The following is a 26,422-nucleotide window of genomic DNA, read 5'->3' on the forward strand; positions in this document are numbered from 1 at the left end:
CGTGCATCTCCCATTCCAGGTAGAACCGTCGATCGTCACCCGAAGACGGGGGTTGATTCCTGACGAATCAACGATCACACTAGTCCCAACTGCAACATCTGTCACAATCCCTAAATCTGTAGTTGAGGATTACCAAGCGATAGCTCGAATGTAACCTCGGAATCCGACAGAACGGGTATGACATGCCGAACGGATACCTGCTACGACGGCGCAGAAGGCGACAAACGATCGGACTCTGCGTGGTCACCGCGGCCTTGACCGGCGGCACCGCCGCCGTGCTCTGGGCCTGGCCCGAAGGGCGCGCCGGCGACGATATCCACGCGCAGGCCGTCGCCGGGCCCTACGGTCACGGCCGCGGCCTCAGCCAGCACGGCGCACTGAACCAGGCCAAGGATGGCTGGACGGCCGAATCCATTCTCGCCCACTACTATCCGGGTGCCGAGCTGGGCGCCATCGGGCAGACGAATGTCCTGGTGCGCCTGATGGCTCAGGACGACAGCACCCTCGACGTGTACTCCGACGCCGGACTCTTCGTGGCGGGCCGCCGCGTCATTCCGGGCCAGGCCGCCCACCTCACCGCCACCCCGAACGGGGCCGATGTGGTCATCACCAGTGACTGCGACGGCGAAGTGCTGTGGGAGGGCAGTACCGACGATCCCTGGGTCTACCCCGTGGAATTCGGACCGGACCGACCCGCCGTGGAACACCTCGCGCTCTGTGGCGGCAGCGCCTACCGCGGCGCGCTCGGCGTGGCGCTCGATGGCGAATCCGCCCGCACCGTCAACGATGTCGACGTCGACGACTATCTGCGCGGCGTCGTCCCGGCCGAAATGCAGGCCAACTGGGCCGATCAGGGTGGCGCGGAAGCCCTGCGCGCCCAGGCCATTGCCGCCCGCTCCTACGCCCTGTCCGAAACGCGCTACGCCTATGCCCAGACCTGCGATACCACCGACTGCCAGGCTTATCCCGGCACCGACCGAGAGGACGACCGCGCCACGGCGGCGGTATTCGCCTCCAGCGGTCAGGTCCTACTGCGCGATGGTCACATCCTGCGCAGCGAATACTCCGCCGCCCCCGACGGCGGTTCCGCCATCGATATCCAAACCCTCGCGGTCGGGCCCACCCCCGCCGAATTGGCCCCGGGCCCAATGCCTTCCGAAGTTCCCTCGGAACTTCCGACCGAGGAAGCACCGACCTGGGAAGGTGATGCCGCGACCGACCTGCCCGCGGTGCTCCTCGACCTGATCGAACTGGTCGCTCCCGAGCCAGGAGCCACTGCCCCGCAGCCCCCGGCCCCCACCCCGGCCCGCGCTCCCAACCCCGGCACCACCCTGGCCCCCACCACCGCGTCCACCCCGACTCCACCGGCGGTGCGGTATCCCCAGCCGACAACGTCCACGCCGAACATTCCGGTGCGGAGCGCGCAGGTCGCCGATGTGCCCGGCGCTACCGTGACCGCGGAATCCGTCCCACTGACCGGCGAATCCGAGTAGTACACAGCCGATTACGCGAACACCCGCGCGTGGGCGTTCCGCCGACCGGCGCTCTCAGCTGAGTGCGGTGTCGCCGAGCGATTCGGCCAGCCCGCGCAGGAGTTTCACGAGCTGTTCGCGATCGTCGCCGCTCAGCGTGCTCAGCAGCCGTTCCTCATTGGCCACGTGCAGCGGCAGTAGTTCGTTGACCAGGGTGCGGCCCTTATCGGTGAGTTGAACGCGGATCGACCGGCGGTCGGTCGCGTCGGGTACTCGCACGACCAGATCCTTGGCCGCCAGCCGATCGATGCGGTTGGTGATCGCGCCCGAGGTCCGCATGGAGGCCTTGTTGAGCGCGCCCGCGGTGAGGCCCGTATCCCCGCCGGACCGGACCAGCGTGGCCAAGACGTCGAACTCCCAGAACTCCAGCCCGTGGGCGTTGAAGAACTCGGTGAGTTCCAGGTCCAGGAATCGGGCCAGACGAGTGATGCGCCCGACCACCTCCATGGGGGAAACGTCCACGTCAGGACGCTGCTGCCGCCAGGCGGCCGTGATCAGGTCGATTGCGTCGGCCATCACCACTCCTCTCGAGGGAAATAATCTCAACGTGAAGATACTTGACGCCGAGGTACTTCCGATGCTTTTATTTCAATGTTGAGATTATCAATGAGGAGCGAATAATGACCACCGCACGCGCCGGGGCAGCCTCGTACACCGGCACTCTCGCCCTGACTGCTCTCGCGCCGCTGGTGTGGGGGTCCACCTACGCGATCACCACCGAATTCCTGCCGCCGGACCGGCCGCTCTTCACCGCCCTCATGCGGGCGCTACCCGCCGGACTGCTGCTGCTGGCCATTACCCGGGTGCTGCCGCGCGGCGAATGGCTCTGGCGGGCAGGTGTTCTCGGCGCACTGAATATCGGCGCGTTCTTCCCGCTGCTATTCCTCGCCGCCTACCGGCTGCCCGGTGGCGTGGCGGCCGTACTCGGTGCGGCTCAACCGCTGTTCGCCCTCGGCCTCGCGGTTCTGCTGCTCGGCGAAAGGCCCACCACCCGCAAGGTATCGGCGGGTGTCATCGGACTCTTCGGTGTCTCCCTGGTAGTACTGCGCGCTACCGCCGCCCTCGATACCGTCGGCGTCATCGCCGGACTCCTCGGTGCGGTATCCATGGGCGCCGGTGTCGTGCTCACCAAGCGCTGGGGGCGACCCGAAGGCGTTGGACCCCTTGCCATGACAGGTTGGCAGCTGGCCGCGGGTGGTTTGATGCTGCTGCCGCTGGCGCTGCTGGTCGAAGGCGCACCGCCCGCATTGGACGCCGAGGCCATCGGTGGCTACCTGTACCTCGGTCTGCTCGGTACCGCGGCCGCGTACGCCCTCTGGTTCCGTGGTCTCAGCCGGGTGCCCGCCAGCTCGGCCGCCCTGCTCGGCCTGCTCAGCCCGCTGTCGGCCGCCATTATCGGCTGGGTCGCACTCGGTCAGGCACTCAGCCCGATTCAGGTGCTCGGCATTGCCATCGCCCTCGGCGCCACCCTGTTCGGACAACTCGGTGGAGCACCCAAGCCCGTTGCCCCACAGCTGATCCCACCGGCCGCTACACCTGCTCGCGCTCTCTGAGCTCGGTCAGAAGTCCTGAGCGGAACCCCTCGTCATTCAAGCGTGCCGGGATGACGGGGCGGATCGGTCCCGAAACATGCGGCACCTCCGGCCATCCGCTCAGGCAGCTACCCCTCCCCGGACTGACGGGAACGTACCCACAGGAAGGTTCAAAACCAATGCACATCACCGTTTTCGGAGCCACCGGCGGCGTAGGAAGCCGAGTTGTCGACGAGGTACTACGACGCGGACATGCGGTGCGTGCCGTCGCCCGCAATCCCGAACGGCTGCGCGAACTGCCGGATGCGGTCGAGGTGCGCGGCGGTGACGCCACCGACGCCGCCCAGATCGCGGATATCGTCGCCGGAAGCGATCTTGTCATCAGTGCGACCCGGCCGGTTGTCGGCGCGGAGCACCAGCTCGCCGAGGTCGCCGCCGCTCTCCTGGTAGGTCTGGCGCACAGCGGGATTCGCCTGCTCGTGGTCGGCGGGGCGGGCAGCCTCATTGTGCCGGGCACCGGGAAAATACTGACCGAGCAGCCGGACTTCCCCGCCGAACTGCTGCCCATCGCCGACGCGTGCAATCGACAGTTCGAGGTGTTCCGCGCAGCTCAGGACGGTCCGGTCAACTGGACCTACGTCAGTCCGCCCGCCCTGCTGGAACCCGGTGTGCGGACCGGTGATTACCGCCTCGGCACCGATGAACTCCTCGCCGACGCCGACGGCAATTCCGCCATCTCCATGGAGGATCTCGCGGTGGCCCTGGTGGATGAGGCCGAAAGGCCGAAGCACCACCGCACCCGGTTCACCGCCGGGTACTGATAGCGCTTCGGCCGCTGCCCCGGAATGACGAAGGCGGCCGGGACCCGCGACCTCGATCCCAGCAGGATCAGAAGGTCCGGAACCCGGCTCCGACGCCATTGGTCCGGTCGATATCGGCCAATACCAGATCCATGGTGGTGGAGATCTCCGGTTGATGGAAGAAGTCACCGGCACCCTTGCAGGGCGCGAGATCGATGGTGACCGGTCCGGCTTCGAAATCCGCACCGGCGACGACCATTCCGACCACCCGATCGCCCAGCAGCACCGGCGCACCGGAGTCGCCGTGATCGGCACAGACCTGGCTGCGGAAGTACTCCGGATTGGCCTCCCAGACCGGACCGCAGGTGAATCCGGTGGTGCGGCCGTTCTTGCAGACGTTATCGCCGAGTTTGGGCGCCGGTGCGACACCATTGATGACCGATTGCGCCACCTGCCTGGTCGGCGAGACGCGCTCCGGATCCAGGAGCACCACCGCCCAGTCATTGCCCTCGCTCTTCTCGGCGATCACACCCACGGTGCCGGTGCGCACCGAATACTCCCCGGCAATGCGGGCACCGATCTCGCCGCAGTGACCGGCGGTGATACCGACGAGGCGGTTCTCCCGGTCGTATCCGATTGCGGTGAGGGTGCATTCGCCGATGGAGTTCGGATCATCGAGTTGCTCGACATAGATCCCGGAACCGCCGCCCAGTACCGCCGCGGCGGATGCGGTACCGGCGGTGATACCGGAAGTGAGAACCGTGGCGCTCAACGCCCCCACGGCAACGACCACCCGAAAAATCCTCCGGGCATGGCCGATCGCGAACATTTTTTCCTTTCCCCCCAAAAACACATGTGGAGCATTTGGAGCTGTGTGAGCTGGAGCATACTCGAGTGGGTTGACCTTGCCGTTGCGTCAACTTGCATGCTGGATTCCGTCGAAGCGACGAGGAAGGAAGGAACGTGCGAGCGACAACCGAATGGTCCATCCAGGATCTGGCCAAGGCGGCCGGTACCACCAGCCGCACGCTGCGGCATTACGGCCAGATCGGCCTGCTGCCGCCCAGCCGGGTCGGTGCCAATGGCTATCGCTATTACGACCAGAACTCCCTCGTCCGGCTGCAACGCATCCTGCTGCTGCGCGAACTCGGTCTCGGCCTGCCGGTCATCGCCGAAGTCCTCGCGGGAGAACAGGATTCGAAGGCCGCCCTGCGTACCCATCTGGAACTGCTGCGACAGGAACAGGTCCGGCTGGTGCGTCAGATCGCTTCGGTGCAAACAACATTGCGCAAGACGGAAGCAGGTGAGCCACTCATGGCAAACGAAGTATTCGATGGATTCGACCACACGCAGTACCGGGACGAGGTTATCGAGAAGTGGGGTAGGGACGCCTACGAGCAGGGAGACCGCTGGTGGAAATCCATGAGCGAGGCGGATAAACAGGCCTTCTTCCAGACCCACCTCGATATCGCCGCCGACTACGGTCGGGCCCATGCGGCCGGAATCCCGGTCGACAGCGACGAAGTGCAGGCCATCGTCGCGCGGCACTACGACTGGGTCAACCAGGGTTCGCAGCGGCGGGTGTCCAAGGAACACTTCACCGGCCTCGGCGAAATGTATGTCGCCGACCCGCGATTCGCCGCCAACTACGACGTGCACGGTGCGGGCATGACCGCGTACGTCCGCGATGCCATGAAGGCGTTCGCCGACGCGCGGCTGTAGTGATCGAATTGCGGGCTACCGCAGCAATATCGCGACAAACGGCCCCACCGGCACTGCCGGTGGGGCCGTTTCATTACCGGTAAACTGTATATCGCCACCATGGCATCCCAGGGGAGGGGAACTCGCTCTATGTATCCGTCCAGTCCGTATTCCTATGGGTCACCGGCATTCCCGACCCCGGCACTGATAAATACCCGCCCGCCCAAGGCGAACCCCTGCACCGCCGTCACCGCGGGCGCGCTGGCGGTACTGGGCTGTTTCGGCCACGGCTTCCTGGCGATTTTCGCCGGGTCCGTCATTCTGGCCGGAGGTGCGCAGGACGACGGCACCGATCCCGATGGGAGTGCGGTCGTCGCGGCCTTGGTGATCGCGCCGCTATCGCTCTGTATCGCCGTCGGGCTGATTGTGGGAGCGGTGCTCCTGTTCAGCCGGGTGGCGGCCGGGCGCTACGCCATAATCGCCGTATCGGTGCTGGCCCTGCTGCCCTGGCTGGCGGTCCTGGTGCTCGGCAATCCGGTCATCGGCGGATTCGGCCTGCTCTTCCCGCTGGCGACCCTGGGGACAGCGGCATGGCGCACTACCGGTCGGTGGATTCGAGAAGAACGCGTGCCATACACCGTTTGATCTGAGACGGCCCCCAGCGCGGGAGTGCACCCTTCCGATACTCTGGGCTCCCGTGACCGTCGCATCCCCCTTCGACCTCATCATTGTCGGCTCCGGCTTCTTCGGGCTGACCATCGCAGAACGCTCCGCCAACCTGCTGGGTAAGCGGGTTCTGGTGGTCGATCGCCGATACCACCTCGGCGGCAACGCGTACTCGGAGGCGGACCCCGAAACCGGTATCGAAATCCACAAGTACGGTGCCCACCTGTTCCACACATCGAATAAACGTGTGTGGGATTACGTGAACCAGTTCACCGAGTTCACCAACTACCAGCATCGCGTCTTCGGCCTGCACAAGGGCCAGGCGTACAGCCTTCCCATGGGGCTGGGCATGATCTCGCAATTCTTCGGTCGCTACTTCACACCCGACGAGGCGCGCAAGCTCATTGCCGAACAGTCCGCCGAAATCGACACCAAGGACGCGAGCAACCTCGAGGAAAAGGCCATCTCACTGATCGGCCGTCCGCTCTACGAGGCCTTCATCCGTGATTACACCGCCAAGCAGTGGCAGACCGACCCCAAGGAATTGCCCGCGGGCAATATCACCCGGCTGCCGGTGCGCTACAACTTCGACAACCGGTACTTCAATGACGCCTACGAGGGTCTGCCGAAGCACGGCTACACCGCGTGGTTGGCGAAAATGGCCGAATCCGAGCTCATCGAGGTGCGCCTCGATACCGATTGGTTCGACGTGCGCGACGAGATTCGCGCCGCGAACCCGGATGCGCCCGTGGTCTACACCGGCCCGCTGGATCGCTACTTCGACTATGCCGAGGGCGAACTCGGCTGGCGCACCATCGATTTCGAGACCGAACATCTGGAAACCGGTGACTACCAGGGCACCTCGGTGATGAACTACAACGATGCGGATGTGCCCTTCACCCGCATTATCGAGCCGCGTCACTTCCACCCGGAGCGCGACTACCCGACCGATATGACGGTCATCATGCGCGAGTACTCGCGCTTCGCCGAAACCGGCGACGAACCGTACTACCCGATCAATACCCCGGACGACCGCGCCAAGCTCCTCGCCTACCGCGACCGCGCCAAGAAGGAAACCGCCGATGCCAAGGTGCTTTTCGGTGGCCGTCTGGGCACCTACCAGTACCTCGATATGCATATGGCCATCGGTAGCGCGCTGAATATGTTCGACAATGTGCTGCGCCCGCACCTGGAATCCGGAGCCCCCTTGGTGGACACCGCCGAATGACCGCCCAAGTGATGTTGGAAGAGATGACCACCGACACCCGTGCGAAGTCGCTGCTACAGCGCATCATCCTGCCTCGGCCGGGTGAACCCCTCGATGTGCGCAAGCTGTACCTCGAGGAGTCCGACACCAATGCCCGTCGGGCCCATGCCCCGTCGCGCACCTCACTGTCCATCGGTGCGGAATCGGAAGTGTCGTTCTGCACCTACTTCAATGCCGTCCCCGCCAGCTACTGGCGGCGCTGGTCGGTACTGAAGTCGGTGGTGCTGCGGCTGGATCTGTCCGGCCACGGCCGGGTGGACGTCTACCGTTCCAAGGCGGACGGTTCCCGAATTCACGTGCAGGGCAACGAGTTCAGCACACCGGCTACCACCAGCCACGCCTCGGGATCGGCACACGAGACCGCCGTCGAGTTCGAGGTGGAGTTGGCGCCGTTCGAGGACGGCGGCTGGATCTGGTTCGACATCACCACCGATACCGCGGTCGAGCTGCGCAGCGGCGGTTGGTACGCGCCCATGGAGGCGCCGGGGGAGGGCAGCATCGCCATTGGCATGCCCACCTTCAACCGGCCCACCGATGCGGTGAAAACCATTGCGGCCCTTGGTGCCGATCCGCTGGTGCTGGAGAAGATCAGGGCCGTGATCATTCCGGATCAGGGCACCCGCAAGGTGGTGGACGAGCCCGGTTTCGCCGAGGCCGCCGCCGCACTCGGTGATCGCCTGGCCTTCCACAATCAGCCCAATCTGGGTGGCTCCGGCGGCTACAGCCGGGTCATGTATGAGGCGCTCAAGACCACCGACGCCGAGTACATCGTCTATATGGATGACGATATCGAGATCGAGCCCGACTGCATTCTGCGCGCGCTCGCCTTCTCCCGCTTCGCCAAATCGCCCATCCTGACCGGCGGCCAGATGCTCAACCTGCAGGAGCGTTCGCACCTGCACACCATGGGCGAGGTCGTGGACCGCTCCATCTTCATGTGGACCGCGGCGCCGAATGTCGAGTACGACCACGACTTCTCGAAGTATCCGCTGCGCGATCGCGACAATTCCAAACTGCTGCACCGGCGGATCGACGTCGATTTCAACGGCTGGTGGACCTGCGTCATTCCGCGTCGGGTCGCCGAGGAGCTCGGGCAGCCGCTGCCACTGTTCCTCAAGTGGGACGATGCCGAATACGGTTTGCGCGCAAGGGAAGCCGGATATCCGACCGTCACCCTGCCGGGTGCGGCGGTATGGCATATGGCGTGGAGCGATAAGGACGACGCCATCGATTGGCAGGCGTACTTCCACCTGCGCAATCGCCTGGTCGTCGCCTCGCTGCATCTGCCAAACGACGGTCGGCCCATGGTCGTCAATACCGTCAAGGCGACGCTGAAACACCTGCTGTGCCTGGAATATTCGACGGTGGCCATTCAGAACGAGGCCATTCGCGACTACCTGGCCGGGCCGGAGAAGCTGTTCGAGCTGCTGCCGAGCGCACTGGGCAAGGTGCACGCCATGCGCAAGCAGTACCCGGACGCGGTTGTCGTGCCGTCCTCGACCGAGCTGCCGATGGCCAGCCGATCCGATGTGGGCGCGGTCGGCGAACCGTCGAACCCACTCGCCAAGATCGTCCGGCTGGGCAAGGGCGTACTGCACAATTTCCGCAGGGCGGATACCCGGCACCACGAAACCCCGCAGCTGAATGTGCCGACGCTGGACGCACGCTGGTTCCTGCTGTCGCAGGTGGACGGCGTCACCGTCACCACCGCCGACGGTCGCGGCGTGGTCTACCGCAAGCGCGATCCGCGTCAGGCCATGGCCCTGTTCAGGGAGGCCATGCGGCTGCGCAAGGAACTGGCCGAGCGGTTCCCGCAGGTGCGCGAGGAATACCGCCGGGCGCACCCGTGGCTGACCAGCACCTCGGCCTGGGAGAACGTCTTCGGCATCGATTCCGGTTCGGACGCCAATAACTCAGCAGGAGATCGCAAGTGACTGCCGCCCCCGACGCCTTCGGTACCGACCGTGAGCTGCCCATCTCCGCTGTGGATTCCGGCCAGAAGCACGACGGAATGACGGGGGCGGGGGAGTCCGCCGAAATGCCGGGTGCCGACGAGCTTGCTGGAATTTCGGGTGCCGGGTACGACGAGGTGGATAGCTGCTGCGGTGGCGGGTGCTGCGGTGCGGATGTGCCGCCCGTCGAGGTCCGGATGCTCAATGCGGTGCAGGGCACCATCGGACAGCACCCGACCGTCATCAAGGCCGCGCGCGGTATGTCGCACTTCGGTGAGCACGCACTCGGCTGGATGGCCATCGGTGCGGCCGGTGCGCTCGTCGACAAGAAGCGGCGCCGCCAATGGGCGGGTGTCGCCGTCGGCGCGTTCGGCGCACACGCCGCATCGGTCGTCATCAAGCGTGTCGTGCGTCGCCCCCGCCCGAACGATCCGTCCGTGCAGGTCAACGTGTCGACACCGAGCAAGCTCAGCTTCCCGTCCTCACACGCGACCTCCACGACGGCGGCGGCGGTGTTGCTCGGCAGGCTCACCGGGCTACCCTTGCCAGCGGTGCTCGTCCCGCCGATGCTGTTGTCCCGTGTCGTACTCGGGGTGCATTACCCCTCCGACGTGCTCGCCGGCTCCGCGCTGGGCGCCGCATCAGCCGCCGCAGTGCTTGCCGCCGAAAAGAGATTCGCCAAGTGACGACACAGGAAAGAGCCAGCGTTGATATGAGCGAAGAGCCGACCAGCACCGACCTAGCCGAGGCGGTAATCAAGGGTCCGCCGAAGACCCTCGCAGGTGGCCTCGTCAAGGCCGCGCGCCCGCGTCAGTGGGTCAAGAATGTGCTGGTCCTCGCCGCACCGCTGGCCGCGGGCAAGACCGCCGCCGGTGACCTCGTCGTCGGTGACTGGACGGTCATCTGGCATGTCGGCATCGCCTTCGCGGTGTTCTGCCTCGCCGCCTCGGGTATCTACCTGATCAATGACGCCCTCGATGTGGAAGCCGACCGCGCGCATCCGACCAAGCGCTACCGGCCGATCGCCGCCGGTGTGGTGCCGGTGAATCTGGCCTACGCGCTGTCGCTGGTGCTGCTCACCGGCTCGATCCTGCTGTCGTTCGTCGCCAACTGGCATCTGGCCGTGGTGATGGGTGTCTACATCGGCATTCAGCTCGCCTACTGCTTCGGCCTCAAGCATCAGGCCGTCCTCGATATCTGCATTGTGTCCTCCGGCTTCCTGCTGCGCGCGGTGGCCGGTGGTGCGGCGGCGGATATCAAACTGTCGCAATGGTTCCTGCTCATCATGGCGTTCGGTTCGCTGTTCATGGCGGCCGGCAAACGCTATGCCGAGTTGAAGATCGCGCTCGACACCGGTGCCAAGATCCGCAAGTCACTGCAGTACTACACGCCGACCTACCTGCGTTTCGTCTGGACCGTCTCCGCTACCGCGGTGGTCGTGTTCTACGGTCTGTGGGCTTTCGAACAGGGTCGGGAGAAGGACACGGATCTGTTCGCCATCTCGATGATCCCCTTCACCGTGGCGATTCTGCGCTACGCGGTGGATGTCGACGGCGGTGAAGCCGGTGAGCCCGAAGAGATCGCCCTGGGGGACCGGATCCTCCAGTTCCTCGCAATCGCCTGGATCGGAGCGGTAGGTGTCGCTGTCTATCTCACCTGATGTGGTAGCGGGACGAGAAAGCGAAGAAGGCCCGAACCCGACCGAGCAATTGCCGGTCGGGCGGTCTTTGCGGCGTACCGGTGACTCGGTGCGCTTTACGCGACTATCTCGCGCCACATTCGTCGGTGGGATCGTGCTGGCCGCGACGCTGTTCGCGGTCGGCGGCTGGCAGCGGCGCTGGATCGCCGACGACGGCCTCATCGTGCTGCGCACGGTGCGCAACCTGCTCGCGGGCAATGGTCCCGTATTCAATGCGGGTGAGCGCGTCGAAGCGAATACCAGCACGGTCTGGACCTACCTCGTCTGGTTCTTCAGCTGGCTCACCCAGGCGCGACTCGAGTACGTGGTGCTCGCCATCGCGCTGGTGCTGTCGGTGGCGGCCATCGTCTTCGCCATGCTCGGCGCGGCACGACTGTGGGGCGGAACGGGTTCCGCGCTGCTGCTGCCCGCCGGCGCGCTCGTCTACATCGCGGTGCCCCCGGCCCGCGACTACGCCACCTCCGGACTGGAGTCCGGCCTCGTCATCTTCTGGCTGGCGCTGCTGTGGTGGTGGATGATTCGCTGGAGCCAGGCCGAAAAGGTACGCCTGGCAAGCTTTTTCGGACTGGTCTTCACCGCCGGATTGGCGCCGCTGATTCGACCCGAGCTGACCCTGGTCGGTGCGCTGGCACTGCTCATGATCTTCTGCGCGCCGCTGCCACAGACCCGGCTGCGCCCGATCGTCCTGCGCGGCATCATTATCGCCGCGGCCGGAATCGTGCCGGTGGGGTACCAGATCTGGCGGATGGGCTACTACGGACTGCCCTATCCGAATACCGCGGTCGCCAAGGACGCGGGCGGGGCCAAATGGGGACAGGGCCTCCTGTACCTCTGGGATCTGCTGGGGCCGTACTGGTTGCTGGTGCCGCTGGTGCTGCTGACCGTTCTCGGCTCGGCCGCATGGCGCACCTCCCTGTCAGCGTCCTCGTCGTCAGTGTCCTCCTCGTCATCCCGGCATGCTTCTGGCCGGGATCCACAGACCGAGGAACCGCAACCAGCATCGGTGGATTCCGGCCAAAAGCACGCCGGAACGACGGGTGCGGTGACGGGAGTGCGCGGGCGGATTGATGGTTTCCGTACGTGGCTGCGTACCCCCGCCGCCGTGGTGGCGCTCATGGTGGGTAGCGGTCTGCTGCTCGTCATCTACGAGATCCGGGTCGGCGGCGACTTCATGCACGGCCGCATGCTGCTGCCGCAGCTGTTCAGCCTGCTGCTGCCGGTCATGGTGGTCCCGATTCGCCTTCCTCGGCGGAATCCGGACGGCGAGACCGCTTTCCAGCGCGTCGACTGGGCCTTCGTGCTCATGGTCGCCGCCTGGATCGGCACCGTCGGCTGGGCGCTGTACGCCTGCAACACCACCGCCATCAAGACCGGCACCAAGATCAGCTCGTCGGGCATCGTGGACGAGCGGGTGTACTACGTCCTCAATACCGGGCACGACCATCCCATTCGCGCCGAGGATTACCTCGACTACGCGCGTATGCGGGCCATGGTCGATGACATTGCCAGCACCCCCGACGGCGGACTGCTGCTCAACTCGCCGTCCTTCCGGTTCTGGTACATCGCGCCGCCGCCGCAGCCCATCCCCGAGGGCGGGTACGGGCATACCGTGTACTTCCTCAATCTCGGTATGACCAGCATGAATGTGCCGCTCGACGTGCGGGTCATCGACCCGATGGGACTGGCCTACCCGCTGGCCGCGCATACCGACCGGCTCACTGACGGACGGATCGGCCACGACAAGAGCCTCTATCCCGACTGGGTGATCGTGGATACCGGCATGGTCGACCAGAAGCCGTGGCTGCCCTGGTACATGGATGAGAAGTGGGTGACCCAGGCCCGGACCGCGCTGTCCTGCCCGGATACCCAGGCGCTGCTCATCTCCTCCCGCGACCCGCTCACCTTCGAGCGCTTCCGGCACAACCTCAAAAATGCCCTGAGGTTCGCCTCGTACCGCATCGACCGGGTACCGAAGTACGAAATCCAGCGCTGCGGACTGGTGGACCCCACCACCCCACCGCCCGCCCCGCGCTGAGCCATCGCATAGCGCCAACCCGCACCCCCTCCGGAAACTCGGAGGGGGTGCGGCCGTCCCCGAAACTCCTGAGCGTTCCCAGAGTTCTCTGCCGCTGCTCGCCGTCTTCGTCGCTCCGCCGCCGCCCCAGGCCGCCCCACGCCGTCTCCGCACCGTTTCCGCCGCCCCTCGCCTCTGCCGTCCGCGTCGTCGCGCGTCAATCGGCGTCGCCGCTCCTCGTCATTCCGGCAGGCCTCCGTTCCCGTCATTCCGGCGTGCTCTTGGCCGGAATCCACCCCCTCGGACCCCACTCATAGCTCAGCGGCATAACGAGTCCCGCCTCCGCATCGGCAGGTGCGAGTGACCTCACCCGTCCCGAACCCTGTGATTCGCGTCATGACGGCACGAGTTCCCACCCGCAACGCCGTCTCGTTAGCGAGGGACAGGGTTTCCTTAGCCGACCGCCCGCGTGTCGATGCAGGTGACACGCCACCTTTCGGGCAAACCGTGCTTCTGCTCACTTTCATCTCGGTTTGGTAACGCCTGGGCCCGGTACTCGCGATAGGCTCCTCGAGATGTATGCCCGCCGTGGCCGCATGCCCCTATGCGCTGCGCGGTGACTGCAAGACCACGATGCCGCCGGTTCTTTCGGCAGGGAAGTTCCGGCGCGCACAGACGAAAGGCCGGACAAAGCTATGCGAGGCGTGGATAGACGTCAGAGATCCCGCGGCTGGTTCAAGAAATCGGTGCTGGGTGTCGCTCTGGCGATGTTGCTGCCGCTCGGGGTGTCGGTGGCAGGCGCTGGAACCGCCAATGCCGCGCTCAACCCGGATGGTTTCGACTTCTGGGTCGACTCCAGCATGGGGCCGATCAAGTCGCGCGTCTTCCGCGCGGCCGACGGCAATACCAACCGGGTCGTGTACGCCCTCGACGGTATGCGGGCCCGCGAGGACCTGAGCGGCTGGGAAATCGACACCGAGGTGTCGCGCGCGCTGACCGCCGCGAATATCAATGTGGTCATGCCGGTCGGCGGCCAATCGAGCTTCTACGCCGACTGGAACGCACCCAGCACCATCTTCGGCCTCCCCGCCGGTTCGTCCTCGGGCTCCGCCTCGGGTTCCTCCTCGGGCTCGGGTGCACTGCAGCTGGCCAACGGTGGCCCCGGCAAGAGCTACACCTACAAGTGGGAAACCTTCCTCACCCAGGACCTGCGCAACGCGCTGCGGGACCGGCTGGGCTTCAGCCCGGTCCGCAATGGCGTGTTCGGTCTGTCCATGGGCGGATCGGGCGCACTGACGCTGGCCGCCTACCACCCGGACCAGTTCAGCTTCGCCGGTTCCTTCTCGGGCTACCTGAATATCTCCGCGCCCGGCATGCGTGAGGCCATTCGCGTGGCCATGGTCGACGCCGGTGGCTACAACGTGGACGCCATGGCGCCGCCGTGGGGCCCGCAGTGGCTGCGCATGGACCCCTTCGTCTTCGCGCCGCGTCTGAAGGCCAATAACACCCGCCTGTGGATCTCCGCGGGCAGCGGCCTGCCGAACGGTGACCCGGTCGCCTTCTCGACGCTGAACGGTATGGGCCTGGAGGCCCTGGCCCTGGCCAATACCCGTGCCTTCCAGGTGCGCATGGCCACCCTGGGTGCCAATAACGTCAGCTACGATTTCCCGGCGTTCGGTATCCACAACTGGCGTAACTGGGAGGGCGAGGTCAATCGCATGATCCCGGACCTCTCCGCCAACATCGGCTGATAGCCAGTAATTTGCTGATAGCGAATCCGAATAGGGTGAGCTAGAAGGAGATTCGAACGGCCCCGCACGCGCCAGCACAGCGCCGCGGGGCCGTTTCGCGTTTGATCACTATCCGGACTCGCCATGCCCGAGACCGCCACAAGATCGGTCGGACGTCCGATACTCGTTTGGTACCGAAGACCAATAGGTAGCCACTGCTCTATCGAGCAGGTTGGACCAATAGCTCGAAGAACTGCTCGGAACACCAACTCGGCGCATCTGCTCCGGGTGACTGCTCAGACGGAGGACGAGATCGAATGCGCGGTACCAGCTTGATGCGATCGGCGTTGGGGTTAGCCGCGGCGCTACTCCTACCACTCGGGCTTGCCGCGCCGATGGCTCCACCGGCCGCCGCCGCCTTCGATCCCGCCGCCTTCGACTTCTGGGTCGACTCCCCGGTGATGGGGCCGATCAAGACTCGCATCCTGCGCGCCGCCGACGGCAATACCAATCGGGTCGTCTACGCCCTCGACGGCATGCGTGCGACGGAGATCATCAGCGGCTGGGAGAACGACACCAACGTCCCCCAGGTGCTGGCCGCCAATAACATCAATGTGGTCATGCCGGTCGGTGGCCAGTCCAGCTTCTACGCCGATTGGAACGCGCCCAGCAACTTCTTCGGTGTGCCACCGGGCAGTGCGGGCTCATCCTCCGGATCGGGTGCGACCGAGGCGTTCCTGTCCGGACCGGGTAAGAGCTACCGGTACGACTGGGAGTCCTTCCTGACCAATCAGCTGCGCTGGGCGCTGCGAGATCGATTGGGCTTCAACCCGTATCGCAATGGCGCCTTCGGACTCTCCATGGGCGGCAGCGCGGCGCTGACCCTGGCCGCGTACCACCCGGACCAGTTCAGCTTCGCCGGTTCGTTCTCCGGTTACCTGAATATCTCCGCGCCGGGTATGCGTGAGGCCATTCGCCTGGCCATGGTCGACGCGGGTGGCTACAACGTCGACGCGATGGCGCCGCCCTGGGGACCGCAGTGGTTGCGGATGGATCCGTTCGTCTTCGCACCCTCGCTGATCGCCAACAACACCCGGCTCTGGATCGCGGCCGGTAGCGGTCTGCCCATGCAGCAGGACCTGGAGATACCGTTCGGCGCGGCCGCGGACCGACTGGTGCGCGGTGGGCCGCTGGAAGCTCTCGCGCTGGCCAATACCCGGGCATTCCAGGTGCGCATGATGTCGCTGGGCGCGCAGAACGTGGTGTATTCGTTCCCGAATGCCGGTCTGCACGCCTGGACCAACTGGCAGGAAGAGGCGTATCGCATGATCCCGGATATGTCGGCCAATATCGGATAGGTAGCCGCTAAATCCGTCAACGCCCCTGGACGCGAATCACGATTCCGCATCCAGGGGCGTTGCGCCGTTCGCGCACCAGCCATATGCGTCTATAGACATGTAAGAGCGGCAAGACAGTTGTGCATTTCGGGTGCGGTCAACGATGATCGGCGGAAGGCGAAGTCGATGCGGTCCAAGCGTTCTTCGATACGAGCCCTGGCTGCGGCCGCGGTATCCGCGCTGGCTATCTCGCTGGCGGGGGCGGTGGGCGGAATGGGCGCGCCGGCGTCTGCCTCCTTCGATCCGGGTGGCTTCGACTTCTGGGTGGACTCGAGTATGGGTCCGATCAAATCCCGGGTCTTCCGCGCCGCGGACGGCAATACCCAGCGCGTGGTGTACGCACTCGACGGCCTGCGGGCGCGAAACGACCTGTCCGGCTGGGAAATCGATACCGATGTCTCCCGGGTGCTGACGGCCTGGAATATCAATGTGGTGATGCCGGTCGGCGGGCAGTCCAGCTTCTATTCGGACTGGGTGGCGCCGAGCAATACCAATGGCCAGGCCGCCCCGTACGCCTGGGAAACCTTCCTGACCCGGGATCTGCGCAATGCGCTGACCGACCGGCTGGGGTTCAATCCGCGCGGCAACGGAGTTTTCGGCCTGTCCATGGGCGGTAGTGCGGCCCTGGTACTCGCGGCCTACCACCCGGATCAATTCCGTTATGCCGCTTCGTATTCCGGCTACCTGAATATCTCGGCACCGGGTATGAAGGAGGGTCTGCGAGCCGCCCTGCTGGATGCGGGCGGATACAACATCGACTCCATGTGGGGCCCGCCCTGGAGTGAGCTGTGGCTCCGCAACGACCCCTTCGTATTCGCTCCGCTACTGCGCGCCAATGGAACTCGGCTGTGGATATCGTGCGGAAACGGCGTGCCCGGCGTGCGTGATCAGGTCCGCGCGCCGATCGACGCCTTCCACATCGGCAATTCCATGGTGCTGGAGAGTGTCGCGCTCGCCAATACCCGCGCTTTTCAGGTGCGGCTCGACAGCCTCGGACCCACCAATGTGCACTTCGAGTACACGCCCGATGGGGTGCACAACTGGCTCTACTGGCAGGACCAGGTGCTGAACATGCTGCCCGACCTGAGCGCGAATATCGGCTAGTCCGTCCGGTGCGCTCGGCTGAGTGAGTGAATCAGTGAACCAAAAACTCTCCCGCTGAACGGCTTCGAACCGCCGGGCCCGGTGTCACGGGAAAGCCGGGCCGGTGGTTACTGTTGAGCCGTAACGTTTTTCCGTTCGCCGCGACATCTCGTGCGAACCACGCTAAGGTCACCGCACGATTACGGTCACCGTATGGGCGGATTTCGGCCACGTGATTGCCTCGGTCTTGCTAAGGCATTCGCCGTCGAATATCGTCCAGCGAGCGCAAGTGTGACCACATCGTGGTAGCGCCGTCGATCGCAACGGATAGTCGGGGTCCGATGTGAACGGGTTGAGCGCTCCGGCCACAACAGCAGAAAGAGAGCAGTATTCATGCGTTTCGGCAGGACCGCCGCAGAGGTGGGAGTCGAGTCGGGACGGCGGGGCGCGTCCCGTGGTTGGGGTAAGCGGATGATGGCCGCCGGTGCTGCTGCGCTGGCTCTGCCCATTGCCGCCGGCATGGTCGCCCCGACCCTCGCTACCGCCGCTCCCACTCATGGACCAGTACTGCGCGCGCCCGCGGGTGGTTTCGAAGAGCTGATGGTGCCCTCCACCATGGGCCCGATCAAGGTGCAGGTGAAGTGGGCAAGCCAGGGCGGCGATGCCGCGCTGTACCTGCTCGACGGCCTGCGCGCCAAGGATGATCGCAATGCGTGGAGCGATCCCGCCGAGGGCGATGGCCCGGGGATCTTCGCCAACGACAACATCACCCTGGTGATGCCGGTCGGCGGTCAGTCCAGCTTCTACGCGGACTGGTACTCACCGTCGAACACCAACGGCCAGAAGTACACCTACAGGTGGGAGACGTTCCTGACCAGGGAACTCCCCGACTTCCTGGCGGGCTACGGCGTTTCGCGTACCAATAACGCCATCGCGGGTCTGTCCATGGGCGGTTCGGCCGCGCTGGCGCTGGCCGCGTACCACCGCGAGCAGTTCAAGCACGCGTCGGCGTTCTCGGGCTACCTGAACATCTCCGCACCGGGTATGCGCGAGGCCATTCGCATCGCCATGCTGGACGCGGGTCGCTTCAATGTGGACTCGATGGCGGCACCGTGGAGCCCGGCGTGGCTGCGCATGGACCCGTTCGTCTTCGCTCCGCAGCTGAAGGGTCTGCCGATGTACATCTCGGCCGCCTCCGGTCTGCCGGGTCCGTACGATCAGCCGAATTCGGCTGTGGGCGTGTTCAATACCGGTAATGCCGTCGTGCTCGAGGCGCTGTCGATGGTGAACACCCGGGCCTTCCAGGCTCGCCTGGGTCAGCTCGGCATCCCGGCGCACTTCGACTTCCCGGGCGCCGGTACCCACTCGTGGCGCTACTGGCACGATCAGCTCATGAATGCCCGCCCGGGCATCTTGGCCGCGCTGAACGCCTGATCTGAATTAGTCCGCGACGCCGGTGGTCTCGACAGAGACCACCGGCGTCGTTGCGTTTCCAGCCGCTGACCGGCACGTCTGGTGATGTACGAGGGCCGTCGCCCGGGTGCCGAATGTGAATAGGCGTCACCGCACGACTCGCCAACTATGTCTCGGTCCCGCGCGCCTTCCTGGGTGATTGCCCGGATCGAGGTACAACACTCGTGTGGCTGGTGTTGTTAGTGGGGCGAAACAGGCGCAGCGTTGGGCCGCCTGCATCACTGCTGCTCTGCTGCCCTTGGCGGCGGGGCCTATCGTCGCGGGCCCGGTAGCCGCCGCCCCCGAAGCGGCGGCGGTGGCGGCTCCCGCGACCGTGCAACGCGCGGTCTGGTTGAGCGACCGGCGCGTGGCGCTGTGGGTGAACTCGCCCGCCATGGGCAGGCCGGTCCAGGTGCAATTGCTGTTGGCGCGGGACTGGAATTCGCGCCCGGACGCCAAATTCCCGGTGCTATTCCTCCTCGACGGCCTACGCGCCACCGATGACGAGAACGGTTGGACCAAGGATGCGAGCGCCGACGAATTCTTCGCCGATAAGAACGTCACCGTGGTGTTGCCGGTGGGCGGTCAGTCCAGCTTCTACGCCGATTGGCTGGAGCCGAACAACGGCCAGAACTACAAGTGGGAAACCTTCCTGACCAAGGAACTCCCACCGCTGCTGGAGGGTCAGTGGCGCGCCACGAACGTGCGTGGCGTGGAGGGGCTTTCCATGGGCGGCACGGCGGCCATGTTCCTGGCCGCGCGCAATCCCGGTTGGGTGCGCCACGCCGCCTCCTACTCCGGCTTCCTGACCCTGACCACGCTCGGTATGCCGCAGGCGGTGAATTTCGCCATGCGGGATGCGGGCGGATTCAGCTCCGAGGCCATGTTCGGTCCGCCGACGAGTGAGCTGTGGGCAGAGCATGATCCGTATCAGCTGGCGGAGAAGTTGAAGGACATCAGCCTGTATGTCTCCAGCGGCAGCGGTACCGCGGGCGCGACCGATCCGCTCTCCGATATCCCGGGTATCACCACCAATTACGCGGGTATGGGCCTGGAGGTGTTGTCGCGGCTGACAACCCAGAACTTCGTCGCCAAACTCAATAAGGTCACCATCCCGGTGCAGGTGAACTACCGGGAGTCCGGCACCCATACCTGGCCGTACTGGGACTTCGAGATGCGGCAATCGTGGCCGCAGGCCGCGGCCGCCATCGGTGTGGACGCGACACCGAGCGGCTGCCGGATCGGCGGCGCGATCGCCGGGGTCGTCCAGGCCAATAACTGGCTCGGGCAGTGTCTGACCGCCGAATACCCCGCGGCCAATGGTGTGGCACAGGACTTTACGGGCGGGCAGGTGTTCTATTCGCAGGCCACCGGCGCTATCCCGACCGGCGGCATGATCGGCGGTACGTATCAGGGAGTTTCCGGTCCGGGGAGTGGGTTGGGTCTGCCGACCAGTGGTGAGCAATTGCTACCGGATGGTCGCGGGCGTTTCCAGACCTTCCAGACCGGGGCCATCTACTGGACCCCGCAGACCGGCGCGCATCCGGTGCGCGGCGCGATTCTGGACGAGTGGGGCAAACAGGGCTACGAGGGTGGTCCGGCGGGCTACCCGACGGGGCTCGAGCAGGCCACTCCGCATAAGGATGGCGTGGTGCAGGGTTTCGAGCACGGCCCCATCTACTTCAGCCCCGCATCCGGTGCGCACCTGGTGCAGGGCCTGATCCTGGGCAAATACTCGCAACTGGGTTACGAGGACAGCCCCTTCGGTTTCCCCACCTCGGACGAGATCGGCATCAAGGACTTCGGCCGGATGACTCGATTCGAGGGCGGCAATATCTATTGGAGCCCACTATCGGGTGCCTGGGGCGTCCGCAATGGCGCGGTCATGGATGCCTGGGGCGCACTGGGTTTCGAGAACGGCCAGCTGGGTTTCCCGACCGGTGACGAGACCCAGATCCCCGGTGGCACCCAGCAGTCCTTCCAGGGCGGCACGGTCATCGTCAAGGATGACAAGGCACAGGTGGTAGCCATAGACGGCCGCCCCGTCGCCCTCCCCGCCCTCCCCGCCGACACCCCTGCGGACCCGCCGAACCCCGAAGCTCCGGCTCCGGCGGCGCAAGCCCCGCCAGCACCGGCGCCCGGGGCACAGACCCCGGCAGCCCAGGCTCCGGCGGCCGCCCCGCAGGCCTCGAACGTTGTCCCACAAGTCCCGAACGTCGTCCCGCAGGCTCCGGCCGCCGCACCGCAAGCACCCGCGATCCCGCCTGTCCTGGGACCGCAGGTTCCGGCAGCGGCCCCGGATGCCCCCGCGGACGTCATGCCGCAGGCACCCGCACCCGCCGCGGCAACCCCCGAGGTGCTGCCGCAGGTACCCGCGACCACGCCCGGGACCCCGACCATCGTGCTGGACATACCCCCGGCCAGCTCGCCGGGATTCCCCTGACCGAACGACTGATACTTCCGGTACGCCGTCGGTTGATCAGGACTACGTGATTAATGATTTCGTGAGGATCTGGGTAACTCGGCAGGTATGGGTCGGACCGAGCGACCAGGAAAACCGCCGGTCGCCAACGCGACCGCACCCCGCGCCTAAGTCTGGCCTGAAGTCGCGGAGAGGCGGATCGGCACTGCAAGGCCGCACATTCCCCGACCTTCCCGCTAGCCTGGGGGCGACCTTGTGCCCTATTGATCTCGAGGAAGCGATTACATGCAACGGACCCGTGGAAAGGTAATCAGCGTGGTGGCGGCTTGTGCGGCCGCTGGATTGCTGGCCGCCTGCGGTGATAATGATTCGACCGCGACGAGCACGCCCACGCTGTCCGCGACCACGCCGGCCAGTACGTCCGCACCGGCCACGACGGGTGCGCCGGACTCCACCGAGCAGCCCGGCGAGACGAACCCGTCCGAGCCCACCGGCTCGGAGCGTCCGGCGCCGGTGCCCACGGAGTTCGTTACTCCGCAGGCCGACGCACCCGCGCTCAGCGATAAGGACAAGACCTTCCTCGAGGAGTTGAAGAAGCGCGGCGTCACCCCGTCGTCGCCGGATATCGCGATCACCGCGGGCAGTCTGGTCTGCCAGGGCAAGGCGGAGAACGCGCCCGAGGACCAGATCATCACCTACGTGACCGCCATCGCGGGCTCGGATCCGTCCTTCGACGCCAGCAAGATGCCGGTCGAGCAGGCCGGGCAGATCTACTACGAAGTCGCCACCGCGAGTTACTGCTAGTGAACCCCCGCCGCCGCTCCGCACGCCGGTCCCCACTGCGGGGATGCCTGGTGATCCTGGCCGTGATCGCACTGATCATTGTCGTGGTCATCCTGCTGTGGTTCCTGCTTGCGGGGTGGCTGCACCTCCCGAAACCGAAGCTGCCGACCACCAAGGAGCCGACCTCACAGCCGGCGTCCTGTCCGGACGTGCTCATGCTGTCGGTGCCGGGCACCTGGGAGTCCAATAGCAATGATGACCCGTACAACCCGTCGGCGAATCCGATCTCGTACATGCTGAATATCTCGCAGCCGCTGCGCGAGCGTTTCCCGGCGGAGCGGCTGGAGGTCTACACCGTCCCGTACGTGGCGCAGTTCTCCAACCCGATCGCCTTGCCGCCGGACGGCCAGCAGTCCTACAACAGGAGCCGTTCCGAGGGCACCGCGCGGACCACCGAGAAATTGGCCCAGACCTACCGGGACTGCCCGCTGACCACGTATGTGATGGTCGGGTTCTCCCAGGGCGCGGTAATCGCCGGTGATGTGGCCGCGGAGATCGGCGCGGGCAATGGCCCGGTGCCCGCGAACAAGATGCTCGGCGTCATGCTCGTCGCCGACGGCCGCCGGGTCCCCGGCCCCGACCAGGCCACCGTGATCGGTGCGGTTCCGCCGGGGGAGGGCGCGGAGGTCGCGCTCAAGGGCTTGAAGGTTCCGGGTATCACCATGACCGGTCCCCGCCCCGGCTTCGGCGCGCTGGCCGATCGCTCGTACACCATCTGCGCTCCGGGTGACCTGATCTGCGATTCCCCGCGAGAAGCGTTGAGCCCATTCAATATTCTCAATAGCGCGGGCACTCTGGTGCGGGCAGCCGGCAATCCGGTGCACAGCCTCTACCACGGGTATGTGGTGGATGAGAATGGCACCACCGCCACCCAGTGGACGTTGAACTGGGCCACCGGACTGATCGATGGCGCTCCACATCCACCGCATTCGTGAGGGGCGGCGTACCCGGAACTTCGTGAGTTCTAACGAAGGCGGGCACCCTCGTCTGGGATCCCCCTTGAATCGGGGGCTTGTGCCCACCGACAGACCCCGTGGTTCGGTGCTTAGCCTGTAAAGTGCTCCGGGATTGTGACGCCGGTCGATGAGGCCCGGCGGCGCAGTGCGATCACTCTCAGCCAGGAGCATCGAGTTCATGACAGAAGTCGCCGTACCGGACGGTCAGTTGACCGCGCTGGGTACACCGTTGCGGGCCTTCCGCTTCGCGGCGGCCGGCGAGGGCAACCCGCAGGAAGGCGGGGCGCGCAAGTTCATCAAACTCGCTCAGCAGGCCGAGGATTTCGGTTACGACTCCTTCGCCGTACCCGATTCGCTCGGCCCGCAGGTCGGTCCGATCGCGGCCCTGGGCGCCCTGGCGGTGGCCACCGACCGGATTCGGATCGGAACATCGATGCTGGCCAACGGCTTTCGGCACCCCGTGGTGCTGGCCAAGGAGGCCGCCACCCTCGATGTGCTCTCCCGCGGTCGTCTGGAGCTGGGTGTCGGCGCGGGTTGGCTCGCCGACGACTTCCATGCCGCGGGTATCGCGTTCGAGTCGCCGGGTGTGCGGCTCGAACAGCTCGACGAAACCCTGACCATTCTGGATGTGCTACTGCGCGGTCAGGAATGCCGCTTCGAGGGTAAGCACTTTCAGGTGCGGGGGATCAGGGGCGCACCGCGGCCGCGGCAGGGTCCGCGTCCGCCACTGGCGACCGGTGGCGGTGGGCCGCGCATGCTCGCGCTGGCGGCCAAGCATGCCGATATCGTCTCGGTGATTCCGCCGAGCACACTCGATGGGAAGATGTTGTTGTCGGGCATCACGCTCGACAGGACGCTCGAGCGGGTGAATATGGTCAAGGCAGCGGCCGGACGCCGGTTCGCCGAGATCGAACTGAACTGGACGATCACCGCGGTGATCGTCACCGACGATCGCGAGCGCGCCGCCGATATGGCGCTGCGCGCGATCGATAGAGGACTGCACCCGAACCTGGAAGTGGACGTGCGGCTATCGGCGGAGGACATCCTCGAATCGCCGTATGTGGCGATCGGCACCCACGAGCAGATCGCCGAACGCATCCGCCGGGTGCGGCAACTCACATCCCTGTCCTACGTCGGCATATTTCCCACTCAAATGGAGGCATTCGCACCGGTTATCCCATTGCTTCGGCACGAGTGAGCAGGGACCTCGGGCTGCTCCGGAGATTGCTCCGGTGCCTGCTCTGTAACATGTCCCTGGTTTGAAGACATCTAGCCAATAGGCGGTCACCGCGCAGACCGCAACAGAATTCTGCCGAGTTGGCTCTTGTATCGACAGAGCATCGGCGGGCAAAGAGAGTCGGGGCCTCACAGGTAACAGCGGCCGTCACCGCCGCCCCTACGTGTGCCTCGGAGGAGAAGAAGGAATGGACGAGACTTTCGACGACTACCTGGACGAAACCGGGATGATCGTGATTCCCGAGGGCCGTACCCTGGTCGATTACGTCGAGAAGCACACGGTCGGTAACGACGCCAATGATTTGGCGTACCGCTACATCGATTACTCGCGGGAGCGCGACGGCGAGTACCAGGACCTCACCTGGAGTCAGTTCGGCACCCGGCTGCGCGCGGTGGCCGCCCGACTGCAGCAGGTGACCAAGCGCGGCGACCGGGTCGCGATCCTGGCACCCCAGGGCCTGGACTACGTAATCTCCTTCTTCGCCGCCATCTACGCGGGTTGCATCTCGGTACCGCTGTTCGATCCGGACGAGCCGGGCCACACCGACCGCCTGCACGCTGTACTCGGCGACTGCACGCCGTCGGCCATCCTGACGGCCAGCTCCTCCGCCGCGGGCGTGCGCCAGTTCTTCCGGGCACTGCCCGCCGCGCAGCGTCCGCGCATCATCGCGGTCGACGCCATCCCCGATGCCGTCGGCGAGAGCTGGATTCGTCCGGATATCTCCGTGGACGACATCGCCTATCTGCAGTACACCTCGGGTTCGACCCGGACCCCGGCCGGTGTGGAGATCACCCACCGCGGCGTGGGTACCAATCTGCTGCAGATGGTGCACGCGCTGGACCTGAACTGGAGTTCACGCGGTGTCACCTGGCTGCCGCTGTTCCACGACATGGGTCTGCTGACGGTCATCCTGCCCGCGGTGGGCGGCAAATACATCACCATCATGTCGCCGTCGGCGTTCGTACGTCGCCCGTCGCGGTGGATCAATGAGCTGGCCGCCGTCGCAGACGGTGCCGGAACCTTCGCCGCCGCACCGAACTTCGCCTTCGAACATGCCGCCGCGCGCGGTCTGCCGAAGCAGGGCGAATCGCTGGACCTGTCCAATGTCATCGGCCTGATCAACGGTTCCGAACCAGTGACCGTCTCGTCGATGAAGAAGTTCAACGAGGCCTTCGCCCCGTACGGTCTGCCCAAGACCGCCATCAAGCCCTGCTACGGCATGGCCGAAGCCACCCTTTTCGTATCGGCCACCCGGCACGAGGACGAGGCCAAGGCCATCTACGTCGACCGCGACGAGATGAACGCGGGCCGCGTGCAGGTGGTGGAGCAGGGCACCCCGAACTCCATCGCCCAGGTTTCCTGTGGCTACGTGGCGCATTCGCAGTGGGCGACCATTGTCGACGCGGACAGCATCGACTCCGAGGAGGGCGTGCGGGAGCTGCCGGACGGCCACGTCGGCGAGATCTGGTTGCACGGCAATAACATCGGTGTCGGTTACTGGGGTCGCGAGGACGAAACCCAGAACACCTTCCGTAACCGCCTCGTCAACCGCCTGCCCGCCGACAGCCACGCCGAGGGCACCCCGGCCGACGCCCACTGGATGCGGACCGGCGACTACGGCGTCTATATCGACGGCGAGCTCTACATCACCGGTCGCGTCAAGGATCTGGTGATCGTCGACGGTCGCAATCACTACCCGCAGGATCTGGAGTACTCCGCGCAGGAGGCCTCCAAGGCGCTGCGGCCCGGCTTCGTCGCCGCCTTCGCGGTTCCGGCGAATCAGCTGCCCGCTGAAGTCTTTGCGGCGGACAGCCATTCGGGCCTGAAATACGATGCCGACGATGCTTCCGAGCAGTTGGTCATCGTGGCCGAGCGGGGTCCGGGCGCGGGCAAGGCCGATCCACTGCCGATTGCCGACGCGGTTCGCGCGGCCATCTCGCAGCGGCACGGCGTGACCGCGCGTGACATCCTGCTCGTACCCGCGGGTTCGATTCCGCGCACCTCCAGTGGCAAGATCGCGCGCCGCGCGTGCAAGGCGGCATATGTGGAGGGCACCCTGCGCGGTGGTTACACCCAGCAAGCTTTCCCCGATGCACCCGAAGAGTAGTGAGGCGTAGCCTCACAGGAAATGGCGCGGGC

General features: G+C 65.6%; 20 protein-coding genes and 1 pseudogene. 19 read left to right on the plus strand and 2 right to left on the minus strand.

Translation table 11 applies throughout. The features are described from left to right. Window positions 1-239 precede the first annotated feature (239 nt). Complete coding sequence (locus NU1_RS01950) at window positions 240-1,493, plus strand: SpoIID/LytB domain-containing protein (protein ID WP_067516697.1); 1,254 nt, start codon at window positions 240-242, stop codon at window positions 1,491-1,493. Window positions 1,494-1,547: 54 nt separating this feature from the next. On the opposite strand, the gene NU1_RS01955 is transcribed toward NU1_RS01950, so the two are convergent. Continuing rightward, complete coding sequence (locus NU1_RS01955) at window positions 1,548-2,048, minus strand: MarR family winged helix-turn-helix transcriptional regulator (protein ID WP_067516699.1); 501 nt, start codon at window positions 2,046-2,048, stop codon at window positions 1,548-1,550. 104 nt (window positions 2,049-2,152) lie between these two features. Between NU1_RS01955 and NU1_RS01960 the strand changes: the two genes are divergently transcribed. Further along, window positions 2,153-3,085: an EamA family transporter gene (locus NU1_RS01960; RefSeq protein ID WP_067516701.1), complete on the plus strand. Its 933-nt coding sequence runs from the start codon at window positions 2,153-2,155 to the stop codon at window positions 3,083-3,085. Window positions 3,086-3,243: 158 nt separating this feature from the next. Continuing rightward, window positions 3,244-3,885 carry an NAD(P)-dependent oxidoreductase gene (locus tag NU1_RS01965; protein ID WP_067516703.1) on the plus strand — a complete coding sequence of 214 codons (642 nt, stop codon included), beginning with the start codon at window positions 3,244-3,246 and terminating at the stop codon, window positions 3,883-3,885. Between the two features lie 67 nt (window positions 3,886-3,952). Here NU1_RS01965 and NU1_RS01970 read toward each other — a convergent pair whose 3' ends face one another. Continuing rightward, a complete protein-coding gene (locus tag NU1_RS01970) occupies window positions 3,953-4,657 on the minus strand; it encodes a S1 family peptidase (protein WP_157551939.1) in 705 nt (234 codons plus the stop codon). Between the two features lie 170 nt (window positions 4,658-4,827). Between NU1_RS01970 and NU1_RS01975 the strand changes: the two genes are divergently transcribed. From NU1_RS01975 to fadD32, 16 genes and pseudogenes are all read left to right on the plus strand, one after another. After that, window positions 4,828-5,586 (plus strand): MerR family transcriptional regulator, encoded by a 759-nt coding sequence (locus NU1_RS01975; RefSeq protein ID WP_067516706.1) that lies wholly within the window; start codon window positions 4,828-4,830, stop codon window positions 5,584-5,586. Window positions 5,587-5,715: 129 nt separating this feature from the next. Further along, entirely contained in the window at window positions 5,716-6,210 is a 495-nt protein-coding gene (locus NU1_RS01980) for a hypothetical protein (RefSeq protein WP_067516709.1), read from the plus strand. A gap of 52 nt (window positions 6,211-6,262) precedes the next feature. Further along, on the plus strand, window positions 6,263-7,459 hold the full coding sequence (gene glf / locus NU1_RS01985) for a UDP-galactopyranose mutase (RefSeq protein WP_170264308.1): 1,197 nt from the start codon (window positions 6,263-6,265) through the stop codon (window positions 7,457-7,459). Then, window positions 7,456-9,432, plus strand: a complete 1,977-nt coding sequence (locus NU1_RS01990; protein WP_067516712.1) for a glycosyltransferase — start codon at window positions 7,456-7,458, stop codon at window positions 9,430-9,432. The genes glf and NU1_RS01990 overlap by 4 nt, the downstream gene beginning before the upstream one ends. Window positions 9,433-9,647: 215 nt before the next feature. Beyond that, a complete protein-coding gene (locus tag NU1_RS01995; protein ID WP_067516781.1) occupies window positions 9,648-10,136 on the plus strand; it encodes a phosphatase PAP2 family protein in 489 nt (162 codons plus the stop codon). Window positions 10,137-10,162: 26 nt separating this feature from the next. Continuing rightward, a complete protein-coding gene (locus NU1_RS02000; RefSeq protein WP_067516714.1) occupies window positions 10,163-11,110 on the plus strand; it encodes a decaprenyl-phosphate phosphoribosyltransferase in 948 nt (315 codons plus the stop codon). Continuing rightward, window positions 11,088-13,184: an arabinofuranosyltransferase AftB family protein gene (locus NU1_RS02005; protein WP_157551940.1), complete on the plus strand. Its 2,097-nt coding sequence runs from the start codon at window positions 11,088-11,090 to the stop codon at window positions 13,182-13,184. Before NU1_RS02000 ends, NU1_RS02005 begins: the two co-directional genes overlap by 23 nt. Before the next feature lie 674 nt (window positions 13,185-13,858). Beyond that, entirely contained in the window at window positions 13,859-14,914 is a 1,056-nt protein-coding gene (locus NU1_RS02010; RefSeq protein WP_067516716.1) for an alpha/beta hydrolase, read from the plus strand. Between the two features lie 296 nt (window positions 14,915-15,210). Then, complete coding sequence (locus tag NU1_RS02015) at window positions 15,211-16,251, plus strand: alpha/beta hydrolase (RefSeq protein ID WP_067516718.1); 1,041 nt, start codon at window positions 15,211-15,213, stop codon at window positions 16,249-16,251. A gap of 165 nt (window positions 16,252-16,416) precedes the next feature. Then, window positions 16,417-17,394: an alpha/beta hydrolase gene (locus NU1_RS02020; RefSeq protein WP_067516720.1), complete on the plus strand. Its 978-nt coding sequence runs from the start codon at window positions 16,417-16,419 to the stop codon at window positions 17,392-17,394. Between the two features lie 372 nt (window positions 17,395-17,766). Further along, window positions 17,767-18,807 (plus strand): alpha/beta hydrolase, encoded by a 1,041-nt coding sequence (locus NU1_RS02025; protein ID WP_170264310.1) that lies wholly within the window; start codon window positions 17,767-17,769, stop codon window positions 18,805-18,807. 205 nt (window positions 18,808-19,012) lie between these two features. Beyond that, window positions 19,013-20,848, plus strand: a pseudogene (locus NU1_RS02030) (alpha/beta hydrolase-fold protein); the annotation flags it as partial. A 684-nt stretch (window positions 20,849-21,532) separates the two neighbouring features. Continuing rightward, entirely contained in the window at window positions 21,533-22,051 is a 519-nt protein-coding gene (locus tag NU1_RS02035) for a DUF732 domain-containing protein (protein ID WP_067516723.1), read from the plus strand. Beyond that, window positions 22,051-23,025: a cutinase family protein gene (locus NU1_RS02040; RefSeq protein WP_084520894.1), complete on the plus strand. Its 975-nt coding sequence runs from the start codon at window positions 22,051-22,053 to the stop codon at window positions 23,023-23,025. The genes NU1_RS02035 and NU1_RS02040 overlap by 1 nt, the downstream gene beginning before the upstream one ends. Before the next feature lie 199 nt (window positions 23,026-23,224). Beyond that, window positions 23,225-24,244, plus strand: coding sequence for a TIGR03621 family F420-dependent LLM class oxidoreductase (locus NU1_RS02045; RefSeq protein WP_067516728.1), 1,020 nt, complete (start codon window positions 23,225-23,227; stop codon window positions 24,242-24,244). Between the two features lie 226 nt (window positions 24,245-24,470). Continuing rightward, the gene (fadD32, locus tag NU1_RS02050; RefSeq protein WP_067516730.1) at window positions 24,471-26,390 is read left to right on the plus strand and encodes a long-chain-fatty-acid--AMP ligase FadD32; all 1,920 of its coding nucleotides are present in this window, start codon (window positions 24,471-24,473) and stop codon (window positions 26,388-26,390) included. Window positions 26,391-26,422 lie beyond the last annotated feature (32 nt).

Origin of the sequence: Nocardia uniformis NBRC 13702 (assembly GCF_001613345.1) — a bacterium.
Taxonomy (GTDB): Bacteria; Actinomycetota; Actinomycetes; order Mycobacteriales; family Mycobacteriaceae; genus Nocardia; species Nocardia uniformis.

Bases quoted from the DNA above. Each gene is read 5' to 3' on its own strand.
- NU1_RS02020 (WP_067516720.1), top strand. From the start codon at position 16,417: ATGCGGTCCAAGCGTTCTTCGATACGAGCCCTGGCTGCGGCCGCGGTA.
- NU1_RS02045 (WP_067516728.1), top strand. From the start codon at position 23,225: ATGACAGAAGTCGCCGTACCGGACGGTCAGTTGACCGCGCTGGGTACA.
- NU1_RS01995 (WP_067516781.1), top strand. From the start codon at position 9,648: ATGCTCAATGCGGTGCAGGGCACCATCGGACAGCACCCGACCGTCATC.
- NU1_RS02015 (WP_067516718.1), top strand. From the start codon at position 15,211: ATGCGCGGTACCAGCTTGATGCGATCGGCGTTGGGGTTAGCCGCGGCG.
- NU1_RS01980 (WP_067516709.1), top strand. From the start codon at position 5,716: ATGTATCCGTCCAGTCCGTATTCCTATGGGTCACCGGCATTCCCGACC.
- NU1_RS02000 (WP_067516714.1), top strand. From the start codon at position 10,163: ATGAGCGAAGAGCCGACCAGCACCGACCTAGCCGAGGCGGTAATCAAG.
- fadD32 (WP_067516730.1), top strand. From the start codon at position 24,471: ATGGACGAGACTTTCGACGACTACCTGGACGAAACCGGGATGATCGTG.
- NU1_RS02010 (WP_067516716.1), top strand. From the start codon at position 13,859: ATGCGAGGCGTGGATAGACGTCAGAGATCCCGCGGCTGGTTCAAGAAA.
- NU1_RS01990 (WP_067516712.1), top strand. From the start codon at position 7,456: ATGACCGCCCAAGTGATGTTGGAAGAGATGACCACCGACACCCGTGCG.
- NU1_RS01960 (WP_067516701.1), top strand. From the start codon at position 2,153: ATGACCACCGCACGCGCCGGGGCAGCCTCGTACACCGGCACTCTCGCC.
- NU1_RS02025 (WP_170264310.1), top strand. From the start codon at position 17,767: ATGCGTTTCGGCAGGACCGCCGCAGAGGTGGGAGTCGAGTCGGGACGG.
- NU1_RS01955 (WP_067516699.1), bottom strand. From the start codon at position 2,048: ATGGCCGACGCAATCGACCTGATCACGGCCGCCTGGCGGCAGCAGCGT.
- NU1_RS02035 (WP_067516723.1), top strand. From the start codon at position 21,533: ATGCAACGGACCCGTGGAAAGGTAATCAGCGTGGTGGCGGCTTGTGCG.
- NU1_RS01965 (WP_067516703.1), top strand. From the start codon at position 3,244: ATGCACATCACCGTTTTCGGAGCCACCGGCGGCGTAGGAAGCCGAGTT.